At 71.6% G+C, this 16,294-nt stretch carries 12 protein-coding genes; 2 read left to right on the top strand and 10 right to left on the bottom strand.

Annotated features, from left to right (window positions below; all coding sequences use genetic code 11):
* Positions 1-45: 45 nt before the first annotated feature.
* The 5 genes from B1H19_RS05810 to B1H19_RS05790 all read right to left on the bottom strand — a co-directional run bounded on the left by B1H19_RS05810 (position 46) and on the right by B1H19_RS05790 (position 6,891).
* Positions 46-1,689 carry an MFS transporter gene (locus B1H19_RS05810; RefSeq protein ID WP_083103540.1) on the bottom strand — a complete coding sequence of 548 codons (1,644 nt, stop codon included), beginning with the start codon at positions 1,687-1,689 and terminating at the stop codon, positions 46-48.
* A gap of 97 nt (positions 1,690-1,786) precedes the next feature.
* On the bottom strand, positions 1,787-2,326 hold the full coding sequence (locus B1H19_RS05805; RefSeq protein ID WP_107425897.1) for a hypothetical protein: 540 nt from the start codon (positions 2,324-2,326) through the stop codon (positions 1,787-1,789).
* A gap of 58 nt (positions 2,327-2,384) precedes the next feature.
* Positions 2,385-3,731, bottom strand: coding sequence for a hypothetical protein (locus B1H19_RS05800; RefSeq protein WP_083103539.1), 1,347 nt, complete (start codon positions 3,729-3,731; stop codon positions 2,385-2,387).
* 123 nt (positions 3,732-3,854) lie between these two features.
* Positions 3,855-4,055, bottom strand: a complete 201-nt coding sequence (locus tag B1H19_RS05795; RefSeq protein WP_083103538.1) for a hypothetical protein — start codon at positions 4,053-4,055, stop codon at positions 3,855-3,857.
* A gap of 67 nt (positions 4,056-4,122) precedes the next feature.
* On the bottom strand, positions 4,123-6,891 hold the full coding sequence (locus tag B1H19_RS05790) for a winged helix-turn-helix domain-containing protein (protein WP_083103537.1): 2,769 nt from the start codon (positions 6,889-6,891) through the stop codon (positions 4,123-4,125).
* 330 nt (positions 6,892-7,221) lie between these two features.
* On the opposite strand from B1H19_RS05790, the gene B1H19_RS05785 reads away from it, so the two are divergent.
* Entirely contained in the window at positions 7,222-8,568 is a 1,347-nt protein-coding gene (locus tag B1H19_RS05785; RefSeq protein WP_083103536.1) for a diacylglycerol/lipid kinase family protein, read from the top strand.
* A gap of 9 nt (positions 8,569-8,577) precedes the next feature.
* On the opposite strand, the gene B1H19_RS05780 is transcribed toward B1H19_RS05785, so the two are convergent.
* The 5 genes from B1H19_RS05780 to panD all read right to left on the bottom strand — a co-directional run bounded on the left by B1H19_RS05780 (position 8,578) and on the right by panD (position 13,498).
* The gene (locus tag B1H19_RS05780) at positions 8,578-8,955 is read right to left on the bottom strand and encodes a nuclear transport factor 2 family protein (RefSeq protein ID WP_203237110.1); all 378 of its coding nucleotides are present in this window, start codon (positions 8,953-8,955) and stop codon (positions 8,578-8,580) included.
* Between the two features lie 69 nt (positions 8,956-9,024).
* Positions 9,025-11,244: a DUF6114 domain-containing protein gene (locus B1H19_RS39200; RefSeq protein WP_203237109.1), complete on the bottom strand. Its 2,220-nt coding sequence runs from the start codon at positions 11,242-11,244 to the stop codon at positions 9,025-9,027.
* 48 nt (positions 11,245-11,292) lie between these two features.
* Positions 11,293-11,865, bottom strand: a complete 573-nt coding sequence (locus B1H19_RS05765) for a DUF6230 family protein (RefSeq protein WP_203237108.1) — start codon at positions 11,863-11,865, stop codon at positions 11,293-11,295.
* A gap of 315 nt (positions 11,866-12,180) precedes the next feature.
* Positions 12,181-12,813, bottom strand: a complete 633-nt coding sequence (locus B1H19_RS05760) for a DUF6230 family protein (protein ID WP_083103534.1) — start codon at positions 12,811-12,813, stop codon at positions 12,181-12,183.
* Positions 12,814-13,078: 265 nt separating this feature from the next.
* A complete protein-coding gene (gene panD, locus B1H19_RS05755) occupies positions 13,079-13,498 on the bottom strand; it encodes an aspartate 1-decarboxylase (RefSeq protein WP_083103533.1) in 420 nt (139 codons plus the stop codon).
* Between the two features lie 240 nt (positions 13,499-13,738).
* Here panD and B1H19_RS05750 point away from each other — a divergent pair, with 240 nt between their 5' ends.
* Complete coding sequence (locus B1H19_RS05750) at positions 13,739-16,237, top strand: SpoIIE family protein phosphatase (protein WP_083109443.1); 2,499 nt, start codon at positions 13,739-13,741, stop codon at positions 16,235-16,237.
* Positions 16,238-16,294: the final 57 nt, after the last annotated feature.

The raw sequence follows: 16,294 nt of genomic DNA, 5'->3' as shown, positions 1-16,294 counted from the left end.
CATGAACATCACCCTCTGTGGGTGAAGCGAGCGCTTGCGCGGACCTCAGCGGGCCGCCGCCCTGGTGAGCCGTTCCGCCGGGAGGTTGCGGGTGAACACGAGGCTGACGAAGGTGATGGCAGCGGCCGTCAGGATGGCGGCCTTGAGGCTGTTGAGCTGGGCCTGGGCGTAGGCGTCGACGACCGCGTCGGCCTCGTCCGGCGGCAGCGAGGCGCGCTCGGTCGCGGCGCGGATCTCGTCCGTGCTCACGAAGCTGACCCCGGCTTCCATGGCGATACCGGCCTGCTCGCGCACCTGGTCGGAGATCTTCGGGTGGTCGGTGATCTCGTTGGTGAATGCGGATACCAGGGCGCCGATCAGGATGGCGCCGATGAGGGCGGTGCCGAGGGAGGATCCCAGGTTCTGGGCGGTGTACTGGAGGCCGCCCACCTCGCTGCGTTCGGACTCGCCGACGCTGGACTGCGCCACGTTGCCCAGCTGCGAGGCGAGGAGCCCCATGCCGAGTCCCAGCACGGCCATCGCCAGGGCGAAGGACAGGTCGTCAAGACGGGGCTCGATGGTGGCGAGCAGCCACATGATCGCGATGAACAGCACCAGCAGGCCGGTCCGTACGACCGCACGCGGCCCGGCGAAGCGGCCGATCAGGGGGCCGCTCATGGCGGACAGCAGCATGGTGATCGACACCGGCAGCAGCCGCAGACCGGTCTGGAAGGCGTTGAGGCCCTGCACGACCTGCAAATAGAGGGGGATGGTGAAGAACAGGCCGAGCAGGATGAGGTTCTGGGCGAGGAGCATGTTCAGGCCGGAGCGCAGCGGCGGGTTGGCGAACAGGGAGAACCGCACCAGCGGGTTCCGGCCGCGGCTCTCCTGCCGCCGCTCCCAGGTCCGGAACAGCCACAGGACGAGTGCGCCCGCCGCGATGACGAAGAGGGTGAGGGAGAAGCCGAAGAGGGTGACGGGGGAGTTGCGGGGTTTCAGCCATCCCCAGGAGCTGCTCTGCAACACGCCCAGGACCACCATGGCCAGGCCGGCGGCGGAGAGCGCGGCGCCGACGGCATCGAGCCGGGGCCGCGGCTCCGGCCGCGGGTGGTCCTCGACCCACCGGATGAGGCAGAGCATGGCCACCACCAGGACGACTTCGCCGGCGAAGACCAGCCGCCACGTCAGATACGTGGTCAGCCAGCCGCCGAGCAGCGGGCCCACCGCGATGCCCGCCCCCGCCAGCCCACCGATGACCCCGTAGGCGACGGCCCGGTCCCGGCCGCGGTAGGCACCGGCCACGAGCGCCGCCAGGGCCGGGAGCACCAGCGCCGCGCCGAGGCCCTCGATCACAGACCAGCCGAGTGTGAGCACCCACAGGACGGGGGCCACGGCGGTGAGCGCGGAGCCCGTGCCGTAGACGACCAGTCCGAGGGCGAACATGCGCCGGCGTCCGAACATGTCGCCGAGCTTCCCTCCCGTGATCATGAAAGCGGCCATGACCAGGGTGTAGAGGGTGATGACGGCCTGGATCGCGGTGACCTCGGTATCGAAGTCCTCGACCAGCTGGCCGATCGATACGTTCATCACCGAGGTGTCCAGCACCATCAGGAACTGGGCCGTGCCGAGGATGACCAGAGGCCGCCAGCGCCCCGGCGCGTGCCCCTCCGCGGGTTCCGATGTGCCGGACGGTGTGTGATCGGCTGTCATGACGGCTCAGAATAGGCAGGTGGAGGGCTATTTATCCGGTTGCGTGGTGATACGTCGCCCGACTGGGTGGGGGGTGGTCGGAATCGGCGAGCGGCGGTCAGTGCTGTAGCCCGGCCTTCAGTACCACGATGATCAGGCCGAGGAGAAGATTGACCGTGCCCGCGGCCAGCACCAGGCGACGCGGGGCATGGGCCCGGACCACGGCGACGGTGGCCCACCCCACCTGCTCGACGACCGCGACGGCCAGCGCCAGCCACGCCGCCCCCTGCGGCCCGAGCCCCAGGACGGGACTCACCGCCACGGCGGCGGCCGGCGGGACGGCCGCCTGGACGATCGGCCACTCGTCGGCGCAGACCCGGCGGATCTCCTGCCGGCTCAGGGCCTGATGCATCAGCCGGTCCCCGACGAGCTCGGCGTAGACGTGCGCGGCCCAGAAGACCAATCCGGTGCCGAGCAGGAGCAGTACGAGCACCAGCCGCGGGAAGGTACCGAGGGTTCCCGCCCCGGCCACCACGGAAGCGGCGAGCAGCGATCCGTAGACCGCGCCGGCGTAGTCGGTCTTCCGGACCGCGGTCGGCTCCGGCCCCTTGTTGCCGTCATGCTCGTTGCCGTCATGCTCGGCGCCGTGACCTGCCACCGCTCCAGGATCCCCGGAATCGGCCCGGTGTGCAGGGCGCGACCTGGTGACCGGGCGGTCAGCCGCCGTCGCCGACAGGGGGGCCGGGACCGGGTCCCGGGGGCACCGGCGCCGTTCTGCCGGCGGCCAGGATGCCGAGGAGCAGCAGGACGAACACCACGATCCCGAGAACCAGGGCCACCACGCCCGGGGTCGGGAAGTTCCACAGCAACAGCGCCAGAACCCCCGCACCGATGACGATCCCCGTCGTCCAGCCACGGTGACCGTCGAGCCAGCGGCCCGGGCCGTTCGTGCGCAGACCCCCGCGGGCCAGGCCCCGACCGGCACATTCGGTGCCGCGGAGGGTAACGGAGCGTATCCAGCGGGCGCCGCGCCCGGGCCCGTAGAGGTAGCCGGCGATCAGGATGATCACCGAGAGGACCAGCACCGTGCGGGTGCTCTGCTGGAGGAACCGCACCAGGTCGTCGTAGACGGCGGCCGCGGCCTGTGGCGACTGCACTCTGGGCCCCACGGAATCCAGGTACTTCGCTCGGGAGAAGGCGAGCGCGACGAGCAGGACGACCATCATCACTCCGATGCCGGCGGCCGCGCTCATCATGGCGATCCGGTGCGAGGGCCCCGACCATACGGCCAGCGCCGCCAGCCCGACGACCAGCACGGGAAGCCAGACGCCGACGATGCCGAGCAGACGCATGGCGTTCTGGGCCTTGTTCAGCTTGTCCGTCTTCACCAGCACGACGGTCTTGTTGATGTCGGGGATCTTGTCGGCCCTCTTGAAGCCCTCGTCGACCAGCTTCTTCTGCACCTGGTCGATCGCGGTGCCGATGTTGAGGCTGATGGTGTTCCCCTTGGCCTCGACGGCGCTGCCGCCCTTTCCGGTGAGGACGTTGACCACGGCCGCGTGCGCCCTGCGGTTGGCGGCGTTCCACACGTCCGCGAACTGGTCGCTGGTCACCACCTTGTTCGCCACCGCGTGGACGGCGCTGGTGGCGCCGGATTTCAGCGCGCCGGCGAGCAGATCCGCCTTGTCGACCACGGCCGGTGGGGTGCCGGTCTTCTGCAGGGCACGCTTGAGCGCGTCGGTGACCTTCGCCGTGTCGATATAGCTGACGACCTTGGTCGTCACACGGTTGGTCACGGCGTCCTGGACCGCCGGATTCCGTGCGAGGGGCGCCACGGTCTGGACGTACCGATCGGTATTGGCGATCTGGGAGTCCAGCCAGGAGGCGACGACGCCGAGGGGGGCGAGGACGAAGGCCAGAACCAGCAGTACGGAGGTGGCGGCGTAGCGCAGCCGGCGGTGCCGCACGGCGGCAGCCCGGCGTAGACGCGCGTATTCTGCCCGCTCGGCGGCGCTCAGGGGGCCCTGAGCGCCTTCGGGGGCGGCCGGGGACGACGAGTCCATCGCGTGCTCCTTCGCGCAGGTCCTGCTGACACCGTCACCCGCCCCGGGCCGGACGGCATCACCCGTAACGGGCGGCCCGCTCCTGCGGTGCCGGAGGGTGCTCAGGAGCTCAGGACGGGTCCGTCACGGCTCCGGCAGTTGGCGCATCTCAAGAACCCGCAGGCCCAGGCCCTGGAAGCGGAGGAGCAGCCCGTAGAGGTGCGCCTCGTCCGTGACCTGGCCGAAGAGGACCGTCTGCTCCGGGGCGAGCACCCTCTCCAGCTCGGGAAACGCCTCGGCCATCACCGTCGACAGGCGGCCCGTGACGCGGAACTCGTATCGCATGGGCGCGCCTCCCCGATGTCGGTGCGTCGTTCCCTGCGATGTTGGACGGCTACCGGGCCCGGCCGCATCACCCGGACGAGGTGACCTCCCCGTCCCCGCCCGCGGGCCGCAGCAGACGAAGCTCTCGCGCGCACCGCACGGCGTCACTGCGGCGGGAGACCGCGAGCTTGCGGTAGATGCTCCGCAGATGCGTCTTGACCGTGTTGACCGACAGATACATCGCTTCGGCGATCTCCTCCGTCGACAGCAGCTCCGCAGCACGCTGGAGCACTTCACGCTCACGGTCGGTCAGCCGCTCCACCACCACGGGCGCCGGTGGACGGCCGCCGGTGCGCAACGCGCCGTTGACGCGCGCGGGACCGGGGAGCAGCCATGCATGCCCCGCGGCCAGGTCGGGCCGCTGTTCCAGCAGGTGCCACACCCAGGGGCCCGCCTCGGTGAAGGGCATCCGCATTCTCTCGGGGCGGGCGGCGGTCAGCGCATCGTGGAGCAGACGGCACGCCGCCTCGGTGTCCTGGGCCAGGACCGCGGCGCGGGCCTGAAGCAGGCGGAGGCGGACCCGTTCCGCGATGCCCGCGCCCGGTCGGCGGTCCAGCGACGCGAGGAGGCCCCGGGCCCGTTCGGCGTCTCCGGCGGCGAGCCGGGCCCGAGCCAGGGCGAGGGTGTGCGCCGGGCCGCCGGGGCCGGACTCCTCCAGGACGGCGATCGCCGCCCCGGGCTCGCCGCGCGCCAGCTCGGCCGTCGCACGCACGAGGGCGACGCGCTGCGCCGACCACGGTGCAGGGGGCCGCAGAGGTGCGCCGGCCGCCGCGACGGCCGTGAGCGCGGCGTGCCACTGGCCGTGGGCGAGGTCCAGCCGGGAGCGGGTGAGGGCGATTTCGGTGTCGGTGACCGGGTCGTGTCCGGCGTCCGGGGCCCGGCATGCGAGGTCGAAATGACGGCGGGCGGCGCGGAGTTCGCCTCGTTCGAGAGCCACGGAGGCCAGGGCGAGGTGACCGGTCCCGGATCGGCGGGTCGGCGGAACGGAGCGGTGTCCGGCGATTTCCAGCGCGAGCAGGGCGTGCTCCTCGGCCTGGCTCAGCGACCCGAACTGGGCCTCCAACAGGGCCAGTCGGCCGAGGCAGCGATGCCGGACGCCTTCGGTCATCTCGCCGGTGCAGCCCTCCGCCGCGTGGGCGAACGCCTTCCGGGCGTCGTCGGGACGGGCGCTCAGCTGGAGGGCGCACGCCAGCCCGTATCGCCGCAGCGCCTCGAACTCCGGGTGTGCTTCGGCCAGTTGGCGCAACACCTGGTCGGTGAGCTCCCGGCCGCGCCGCGCCGCGGGATCCGCGGGCTCCGTGAAAAGCCGGAGCAGCCGGAGCGCGAGCAGCGCTTCCCCCGCGGGCTGCGCTCCGGGCTTGTGCAGCTCCTCTTCGGCCCGGTCCAGCCATGCCCGACAGCCCGCGGTGTCGTACCGGGCGAGGGCACAGGCACCCGCTACCAGCGCGGGCGCGGCTCCGGCGAGATCGCCGGGCATCCCCGAAAGGGCCCGCTCCAGCCGGTGTGCCTCGGGGCCGGTGAGCAGCTGTCCGATCTCCGAGCGGCTCACCATACGCGCGCAGGCCCACTGCCAGTCGCCGGCCGCGGCGGCCTGTTCCACCGCCTCGGCGAGCCTCCCGGTATCGGCGAGCCAGGTCGCCGCACGGCGCCGCAACCGGGGTTCGAGGCCGGGCCGGTGATGGCGCAGGTGCATGCGCAGCACTTCGGCGAACAGCGGCTGGTAACGGCACCACGGCGTGCCGTTGATCGGTTCGACGAAGAGGTGGGCGCGGGTGAGTTGGGCCAGGATCCACTCCGCGTCCCGGCGTCCCGTCAGCGCGTTCGCCAGGTCCGGGTGCACCCGGTCGAGAATGCTGCTGTACATCAGCAGTTCCCGGGTGGCGGCAGGCTGGGCGTCGAGCACCTCCGTCAGCAGGTAGTCGGCGACGGCGCTCTGGGAAGCGGCGAACGACCGGGCGAACTCGGCCGGGTCGTCGGCCCGTTGCATCTCCAGCGCGCACAGCCGCAGTCCCGCTGCCCAGCCCTCCGTGCGCGCAAGGAGGGCATCGACGCTCGTCTCGTAGCTCCCCAGGCCGTGCCCGCGCAGCAGCCTCGTGGCCTCCTGCCGGGTGAACGCGAGGTCGGGACCGCGAATTTCCCGGATCCGGCCGTCGGCGCGGTAGCGGTGCAGCGGAAGCAGCGGGTCGACGCGGCTGATCAGCACCAGGCGCAGCTGCGGCCCTGCATGGGTCAGGACGAAGTCCAGGCCCGATGCCACCGCCCGTACGGGCAACTGCTCCAGGCCGTCGAGCACGAGCACGAGCGGCCGGGACAGCCGCGTCAGAGCGGCCGCGAGCCTCGTGAGCAAGGAGTGGTCGACGCATTCGGCGGAGCCGGGCTGCCCCACGTCATCGGACAGCTCGACCTGGTGGCGGCTCAGTGCCTCCAGGACGTAGGCCCAGAACACCCCGGGTGCCCGGTCGTACTGCTCGAGCGTCAGCCACGCCACCGGGCCCGGGGCGGCCCCCTCACGCACCCAGGAGGCGGCCAGTGTGGTCTTCCCGGTACCCGCCGCGCCCGTGATCAGGGTCAGCGGCCCCGCGGCGCCCTCGGTGAGCCGCTCCAGCAGCCGCTGTCTGCGGACGACGCTCCGCGGAACGCTCGGTACGGAGAACTTCGCGACCAGCAGCGGATCGCCGGTCGGCCCCCGGTGCGCGGCGGTGCCGCCGCGGCCGGAAACCGGGGCGGTGGTCCGCGTACGGGCGGTACGGGGCTCCCCGCCGCCGTTCGCCGCTGCGGAGACCGAGCTGCGGGGCATGGACACCACCGTTCGGATGCGGACTCCCGGCACCGCCGTACGCCCGTCACCGCACGTCGCCGGACGATGCGGCGGGCCGAGTCGGACGGTGTCTCGCGTCGTGAACGTCTGCTTCCATCTTCACGGCTTCCGAACCATGATCGCCATACGGGAGGCGCCCCGACGCCCCCGGGGAACCGGGTCTTCCGTCACCGGTCACCCGCCCAGGGTGATGAAAGGCGCCGTCACCGGCGGTGGGATGGCAGACGGGAGGCCGCAGCGGTGACACGCGGGGTCTCGCCCCGTACGGATGCCAGGACCGCCCGGACCGCATGACCGCCAGGAGCCTCCATGGATACGGAAACCGGCGCCCGCCCGAGCACGGCGCAGCGATGGTTCGCGGTCCTGGCCCTGGCGTCCGGAGCCGCGGCGGTTGTGGTCCTGCTGGTGTGTGCCGGGCCCCGGAGCATCGCTCTCCTGGGCCTGGGGGTGGCCGGACTCGCCGTCGCGGCGGCGGGCGTCTGGTGGGCGCTGACGCGGCGCGGACTCCTCAGAGTGCTGGCGGGCACCCTGGCCGCGGTGGCCCCGATCGTGGTGCTCCTCCTCTACGTGTGGGCCGGTCTGCTGTGGGTGGTACTCGTCTCGCTCGGCCTGTGGACACTGGCCGTCTCCGCCGGTGGAGCCGCGCTCAGCAAGGAGCCCCGGCGGGCCCGCTTGCCCGGAGTTCGCACGGCTCCGCCGGAGCACCCCTTCCTGATCATGAATCCCCGCTCGGGCGGGGGGAAAGTGGGCCGATTCCGGTTGCGGGAAAGGGCCGAGGAACTCGGCGCCGAGGTCCACCTGCTGGATCCCGCGCACCACGAGGACGTGGTCGCGCTCGCCCGCGGCGCCGTCGACGACGGCGCCGACCTCCTGGGCGTCGCGGGCGGGGACGGCACACAGGCCATGGTGGCCGCAGTGGCCGCCGAACACGGCATCCCGTTCATGGTGATCTCGGCCGGGACCCGCAACCACTTCGCGCTCGACCTCGGCCTGGACCGGGACGATCCGTCGAGCTGCCTCGACGCGCTCACCGACGGCGTCGAACTCCGCGTCGACCTCGGCTCCATCAACGGGCGGGCCTTCGTCAACAATGCGTCCTTCGGAACCTACGCGTCCGTCGTCCAGAGCCCCGCCTACCGCAACGACAAGGTGCACACCACCCTGGAGATGCTGCCGGACCTGCTGACCCACCAGCGCGGTCCGAGACTGACCGTCCGCGTCGCGGGCACGGCCATCGAAGGGCCGCAGGCGGTCCTCGTCAGCAACAACCCCTACCGCATGGGCGATCCGGCCGGACTGGGACGCCGGGAGGAGCTGGACTCGGGCGTCCTCGGGGTCCTGGGCATCACCGTCGACAACGCGGCGCAGGCGGCCGGAATCCTGGCGGGCAGACACGGTCCGGGCCTCACTGTGCTGACCGCACACGAGGTCGTCGTCGACGCCGACGAACCCGAAATCCAGGCCGGCGTCGACGGCGAGGCACTCACCCTGCCGACCCCCGTCCACTGCACGATCCGGCCCCGCGCCCTGCGCGTCCGCGTACCCCGCCGCCGCCCCGGCGTGCCACGGGCGAAGCCCCCGATGGACTGGCGGCGGCTGCGACGGCTCGTATGGGCGAAGGAGCGGCTGGCGACGGGCGGGGAGGCCGGCCGCTGAGGGGGTGTCTCAGGAATCCCGCACGACGGTTCCCTGGTGGTAGAGGGCCGTCCATCGGCCGGTGCGCTGCTGCCAGATCGTGGTGCGGCGTGTTCTTCGACCGTTGAAGGCCAAGGTGTAGGTCAGCAGATAGACATCCGCGGCCAGTTCCCGACAGTGGAAGTCGGATGCCTCCCACGTCTCGGCCGCCGGAGTCTTAAGGCGTTCTTCCAGGACGTCGAGCACGTACGCACGGCTGTAGCGTCGGCCCGAGGCACCGGTCTCCCAGAAGTCCGGTGCGGTCATGGCCTCGAAATCGGCCCTCGTGGTTCCGAGTTCGGCTCGGTGAAAGAGCGGTTCCCTGCGGACCAGCTCGTCGAGTACGGCCCGCAGTCGCTCTTCCGTCACGAGGTGGGGTTCCATCCTCAAGACCTAGCACGGACGCACTCGGCCTGGCATCGCCATATTCCCGCGCAGTCAGCGGGACGTCGTCTGATGGAGACCGGGGACGTCCAACTCGTCGGCGCCGAGGTACTGGTTGTACGCGGTGACGTTGGTGAAGAAGATCGGGATGGGAAGGGTGAGCCCCGGCGGGAGTGGGGGCGGCATGCTCGGGGTGAAGGTGATGGGGAGCAGGCCGAGGAGGTTGCCGCTGAGGACCTTGGTCAGGAGGACCACGGGGTGACCGGTGGCGACTGCCGTGCCGAAGGGGGCGCCGTCCGTCTCCAACTCGCCCTGGCAGGGATGCCAGGGACCGGGGGCGAACGGGTCCACATGGCCGATACCGGGAATGCCCATGTCGAGCAGGGGCAACGGGAGGCCGGGCAGGCCGAAGAAGGGCGGATAGGGCGGCGGGGGCTGGTTGCGGCCGCACCGGGGGGACAGGAGAGGCGAGGTCTGGCGCAGGCTTGCGATATCAACCTGGTACACGGTGAAGACCAGCACCCGCTCGGGGCCGGTCGCCGTGGGCACCTCGGTGATGCCGTGATACGTCAGGCCGGTGAGCACCAGCAGGGGGGTGCGGACCCGGAACGGCTGGGCGGCGGTGCGTACGCGGTACGCGGCGGCATCGACACCGAGGCCGAGAGAGATCGAGAGGTGCGGAAGACACCAGCGCGAGTGCTCGTCCCGGCCGGACCGGGTGCCCAGTTTGATGTGCAGGGGAAGCAGCGACAGGGGCTTGTCCAGCCGCCCGTCGGACGGCAGCGGCGGGATGTTCAGACGCAGGACGGACGGCGAGACGACGTTGCCCGAGGCGACGCCCGAGTGGCTCGACTCCTCGTCCGACGTGTCCGATGTGTCCGATGTGTTCGATGCGTTCGACGTGTTCGGCTTGGCGGCGTGGTCGGCCCGGTTGCGCTGCGGCGGGTCGGCCGGCCGGGTCGGGCGCGGTACGGACGGGGCCGGGCGCGGCGTCGCGGGGTCGGGCTCGGTGGTCGGCCGGTCGTCGTGGTCCTCGCGTGCGTCGTGCCCGTTACGTGCGTCGGGTACGTCGGACGCTCTGGGGGGAGCGTGCAGGCCGAGCAGATCGGCGACCGAGCCGAGAAGGCCCGCTCCGGAGGGGCGCGGGGGAGCGGGCGCAGGCTCGGCGGGGTCGGGGCCGCGTCTGGGCCGGTGTGCGTCGTCCGGCTCGGTACGCGGCTTCGGCAGCTGCGGGCCGACGGACGCGTGCAGGCCCAGCGGCCCGTCCACGGTGACGCCCGGGTCCGTGGGGTGCCGATCGGGCTCACGCCCGCCGTCCGATGCATGGCCCGCCTTGGCGCCCACCGAGATGCCGTTTCCGGTGCCGCGCGTGGTGGGTCCTGCCCCACCCAGCAGCCCGTCGAGCACCGAGCAGACGCTCAGGTGCGGGGGAGCGTTGCCGTCCGCCGTACCCCCGGGCACGTTGGGGGGACCGGCCGGGCTCGGCATCATCCGGGGGAGGTGCGCCGCGGCGGGTTGCAGTCCGCCGGTCAGCAGGGCCCCGACCGGCAGCACACCGAGCGCCCGCATGCGGTGGGTGCGCGAACTCATGTGAGGCGTACGTGAGTTGGCGCGGACTCGTCGGCCGCCGACCGTACGGCCTCCGGCGCCGCCTCCCCCGCCGCCCGTTCCACCGGAACCGCCAGAACCACCCGACCCGCCGGAGCCGCCAGCGTCATCGGCCCCGCCGGAACCGCTCGAACCATCGCGATCACCAGAGTCACCAGAATCACCGGGGCCACCCGAACCCGAACCCCCCGACCCTCCGGGGCGGCCCCAGCCGTTCCCGCGGCCCCAGTCCGGCCAGATCCGCGGACGGGCCGGAGCCCGCTCGTACGGCACCCAGGCCACCGCCATCGCGCCGCCGGTGATGCCCAGCAGAAAACCGATCAGGAAGCCGCCGAAATTGGAGAGTACGAGTGAGGCGACGGCGAGCACCAGCGTCGCGATGCCCGCGAACACCCGGTATCCGGGCGCCAGCCACATGCTGAGCGCCAAGACCACCATGAAGATCCCCATGAGTGACCCGGCCACGCCGGCGATGCCTTCATGCACCATGATCGGCAACGGCGCGATCGGGACGGAGAGGATCTCGATCCCGGCCAATAGCGTCCACAGCCCCGCCCAGAACGGGCGGCTGCGCCGCCAGTCGTGGAAGGAGTGCCACCATCCCGGCCGCGGCCCGTCAGTCTCTGTCTTCCCGTTACCTCCCGCGCGCAGCCGCGCACTACTCACGTCGAACTCCCCGAGTGTGGTGGTTTACCTGACACAGCTGACACAGCATCAGAAACACGGATGGGAGCCGAGCCTCACGGACAGATGGAGCCCCGGCAGCCGGAACGTCGCCGCACTCACCGATCGCGTCTGCTGCCGCAGCCGGTCGATGCGTACGGTGTCGGCCTGCTCGCCGAAGCCGCCGGGCGCGCCGCGCACGCCGGGCACACCCCTTACGGTTGCGGCGTCCTGACCGATGTTGATGTTGTGGAAGAGCGCGTCGCCCCGCAGGTCGTGGCTGTCCGCGACGAGCCGGTCCGCGTGCGCGGGAACCCTGCTGCTGCCCGAGGTCAGCCGCAGGGTGACGGGCCCGAGGATGGGCACGCCCTGCACGACGGACTGGCACAGGTTGTACAGATCCGCGGACCGGATGCCGGACAGCGCTTCCGGGTACGTGGCATGCGCGCCGCGGTCCAGCACACCGAACTGGACGAACCCGCGCCCGGCGAGCGTGCTGGCCCCGATCTCGAAGGTTCTGCCGGAGACCGTGAATGAGTTGGTCGACACTCCGAACGACGCGGCCAGGGCGCCCCGCGCCATCGCGGTGCACAGCGCTGCGGACACCAGCAGAGTCGGCACCATGACCACAGTCAGGCGCCGCCATCGGGTGCGACCCGTGATGCGTGCGCGCACGGTGGTCCGGGTGGCACTTTCGGCGTTGCTCGTCATCCTTCTCCCCGTCAGACAAGCGGGGGCCGGCCCGTCAGCGGGCCGAGCAGCCCCGATACCAGAGTCTCGGGCGGTACGCATCCCCAACTACGAGAGGACCCGCCGGTGACAGAGAGACGCGGCAGGGGACCCCAATGGACGGACGCTTTCACCCGCTTGACCCAGCGGGAGCGATCCGCTTGAGCAGCGGCACAGGAACCGCTTGACCAGGGGGAGGGAGAAGGCCGTTCATTGGCAGGACTTGTCTCCGGGCTTCACGGTCAGGTGCAGGTCCGTGAGCCGGAAGGTTGCCGCACTCACCGCTCGGGTCGTCTGCCGCAGGTGATCGATGCGTACGGCGTCGGCCCGCTGTCCGAAGGTTCCCGTCGGGGCGCCGGGGCCGCTTTTGAAAGTCGAGGCATCCTGCCCGATGGTGATGTTCCGGAACACCGCGGTGCCGGCGAGGTCGTCGGTATGGACGACGAGATGGTCCGCGTGCGCCGGCCTGCTGCCCCCGCCCGCGCCGATGCGCAGTGTGGCCTGGCCGGCGCCGGGGATGTGGATGACCACCGACTGGCACAGGTTGTACAGGTCGGCCGACTCGATGCCCGAGAGGGCCTCCGGGTGCGCCTTGTTCGTCGCCCGGTCCACCCCGACGTACTGGGTGAACCCGGTGCCTTGCAACCGGTCGGCGGAGATCTTGAGGTTCTGTCCCGACAGCACCAGGGACTGAGCGGACACCGCGAGCGAGACGGGGAGGATGCCCAGGCCGATCGTCGCCAGGAGTACCGCGGATACCAGCAGGGTCGGCACCAACACCAGGCCGAGCCGCATCCAGCGGGTGTGCCCCGCGGGACGGGCACCGGGATCAGGAAACGTCATCACTGCCTCCCCGGCTCTAGCGGGGCCGAGCGGGGAGGGACGACGCCTACGCCGCTGGCTGCGACCGTTCGGGCCGCAGCCTCATTGCACCCCGCGGTCCGAGGGGCGGCAACCCCGGCCCGTACGGCCGCATCGGCAGCACCCACCCGGACCGGGCCGCCGGGCCGTCACACCACCGGACCCGGGGAATGGACACGGACGGCCGGGCACCACCCGGATGGCCGAGCCGGGCACCTGAGTCGACCGGCCGGGGCCTGGCCGGGGCTCAGATCACCGTGGCCCGTGGGCTGCGTGCCGTACCGCTGCCGGGTACCGGCTCGGAGGCGTCGGTGCCGAGGGCCACGATGCGGTTGTCCGCGTCGACGTGCACGACCTTCGGCCGTAGCGTGCGGGCCTCCGCGTCGTCCACCTGCGCGTAGCTGATCAGGATGACCAGGTCACCGGGGTGGACCAGATGTGCGGCGGCCCCGTTGATACCGATGACGCCCGAGCCCCGCTCGCCCTCGATGACGTAGGTCTCCAGGCGGGCCCCGTTGTCGATGTCGACGATGTGGACGAGCTCGCCGGGCAGCAGGTCGGCGGCCTCCATCAGCGCGGCATCGATGGTGACCGACCCCACGTAGTGCAGATCGGCCTCGGTCACCGTGGCCCGGTGGATCTTGGACTTGAACATGGTGCGCAGCACAGCGTCACACTCCTGCCGAAGACGGGTCGCGCCCTCGCAGCGAGGTGCGCGCCGGAGAGGTCATGCTACGGGGCGACGTTCCGAGCGGCACTGGGCCGGCTCGCCCGTCGCGTCACTCTCTGTAACTGACGGGGGTGGTCGTAGGGTGCCTGGCCCCGAACTGCGTGCGCCTGCGAAGCCGGGTAGAAGTGGGAGGGGAGGAGAGCGACGAAGGATCCGGACGCTATGGGCGGGCGGTGGATGGACATGCACGGTGCCACCGCCCCCGGTACTGGCTCCGGCGAGACCCCGGATCCGGTCGTTTCGGTCACGGCGGTCGTCGATGCGCGGGGGATCGTCACGGGATGGAGTGCCGGCGCCGAGGGGCTGCTCGGCTACCCCGGTCAGGAGGTCATCGGACGCCTCGTGACGCGTTTGCTCGGCGTGGACGAGGCGGACGGCGCGGAGGGCCTTCTCGCGGCTTTCGACGGGTGGAGCGGGACGACGCTGCTCCGGCACCGGGACGGGCGGCGCGTCGAGGTGTGGCTGCGCGTGTATCCGTCGTACGACGCGGCAGGGAACGCCCAGCGGCTGATCGTGGCCACGCCGCGCGACGAGGCGACGACGGACGAAGCGACGAATGACGAAGCGACGACGGAAGTAGCGACGACGGAAGTCGCGTTCGCGCAGAGCCATCTGCCCGTGGCGATCTACGACTCCGACCTGCGGACCGTACGAGCGAGTGCCGGCGCGGCCCGTGAGCTCGGCCTCACCGAAGAGCAGATGCGGGGGCGGCGGATCACGGACATCCTGCCTCCCCACATCTGCACGACGATCGAGGAGGGCATGCGCCGGGTCTTCGGGACGGGTGAACCCGAACAGTTCCAGGTGCACGGCAGACCCCGGCCGGAAGCACGCGTGAGGACCTGGTCCGTCACCGTGTCCCCGCTCAAGACCCAGGCAGGGCTGGTGCGACACGTACAGCTCATCGCGCTGGACGTCACCGAAGAGAACCGGGCACGGCAGCGGCTCGCCCTGCTCAACGACGTCAGCACACAGGTGGGCAGCACCCTCGACGTGATGCGCACCGCCCAGGAGATGGCCGACCTGGCGGTGGGCCGGCTCGCCGACTTCGTCACCATCGACCTGCTGGACTCGCTGTTCCGCGGGATGGAGCCGAAGCCGTCCGTCACGGGCCCCGTCGCCCTGCGCCGCGCCGCGCACCAGTCCGTCCTCCCCGGTGTACCCGAGGCGGTGATCCGGCCGGGAGATGTGGACTACTACCCGGAGTCCACGCCCCCCGTCCGCTGTCTGGTCACCGGCCGGTCCTCTCTGCACCGCACCCTGGACGAGGCCATCAGGGAGTGGCGGGGGGCAGACCCCGAACGGTCAGCGGTGGTCGGTGACTTCGGGATTCACTCGATCATGGTCATCCCGTTGCGCGCCCGCGGCATCGCCCTCGGTGTGGCCGTCCTCTCCCGTCACCGCCGCCGTGACCCCTTCGAGCCCGATGACCTGCTCCTCGCCGAGGAGATCGGCGCACGCGCCGCCGTGGCCGTCGACAACGCCCGCCGCTTCACCCTCGAACGCACCACCGCGCTGGGCCTGCAACGCAGTCTGCTCCCACAACGGCTGCCCGCCCAGGAGGCCATCGAGGTCGCCCACCGCTACCTTCCGGCCCGCGTCCGGGCAGGGGTGGGCGGCGACTGGTTCGATGTGATCCCGCTGTCGGGCGCCCGGGTCGCCCTGGTCGTCGGGGACGTCGTGGGCCACGGTCTGCGCGCCTCCGCCACCATGGGACGCCTGCGGACCGCGGTACGGACCCTGGCCGATGTCGACCTCACCCCGGACGAACTCCTCGTCCACATCGACGACTTGGTCACCCACCTGGCAGCGGAGGAGGACACCACCGCCGAGTCCGAATCCGGTTCCGAGTCCTTTCCCGAGTCCGATCCCGAGTCCGACCTCGACATCCCCACCGCTCTGATCGCCACGTGCCTGTACATGGTCTACGACCCGGTTTCGCGCCGCTGCACCGCCGCGAGCGCGGGTCACCCCCCGCCTGCCGTGGTCACGCCCGACGCTGTGGCGGACTTCATCGACGTGCCGCCCGGCCCGCCGCTGGGCGTGGGCGGTCTGCCCTTCGAGACGGCCGAGTGGGAACTGCCCCAGGGCAGCCTCCTCGCGCTGTACACCGACGGCCTCATCGCAGGCACCGACCACGACCTCGACAGCGGCCTCCGGCTGCTGCGCCGGAGCCTGGAAGGGCCCGCCCGCTCGCTGGAGACCACCTGCGACAACCTGATCCAGACCCTGCTGCCCGTACAGCCCCCGGACGATGTCGCCCTCCTCCTCGCCCGCACCGGAGCCCTCGATGCGTCCCAGGTCGCCACCTGGGACGTGCCGTCCGATCCGGCCGCCGTGGCCGGTGCCCGCGCCCAGGCCCTGAACCGGCTGGCGGACTGGGGCCTGCACGACATCGCGTTCACCATCGAGGTGCTGGTCAGCGAACTTGTCACCAATGCGATCCGGTACGGCCGGCCGCCCATCCAACTGCGGCTGATCCGCACCTCCGTGCTCATCTGCGAGGTCTCCGACGGCAGCAGCAGCGCCCCGCACCTGCGGCGGGCCCGCACCCTCGACGAAGGCGGCCGCGGCCTGTTCCTCGTCGCCCAGCTCGCGGAGCGCTGGGGATCGCGCCACCATGCCGGCGGGAAGACGATCTGGGCGGAGATCGAACCTCCCGACGGGCAGGTGTGAACGTATGCCGCGCAGGGTGGTCGGAACAGCGCGGCGAACGCCTCATGTCGCGGCGAC

The sequence above is a fragment of the Streptomyces gilvosporeus genome (genome assembly GCF_002082195.1).
In the GTDB taxonomy this organism is placed as follows: Bacteria; Actinomycetota; Actinomycetes; order Streptomycetales; family Streptomycetaceae; genus Streptomyces; species Streptomyces gilvosporeus.
The sequence above is the reverse complement of the archived record's forward strand: the minus strand, read 5'-3'. Positions and strand labels throughout refer to the sequence as shown.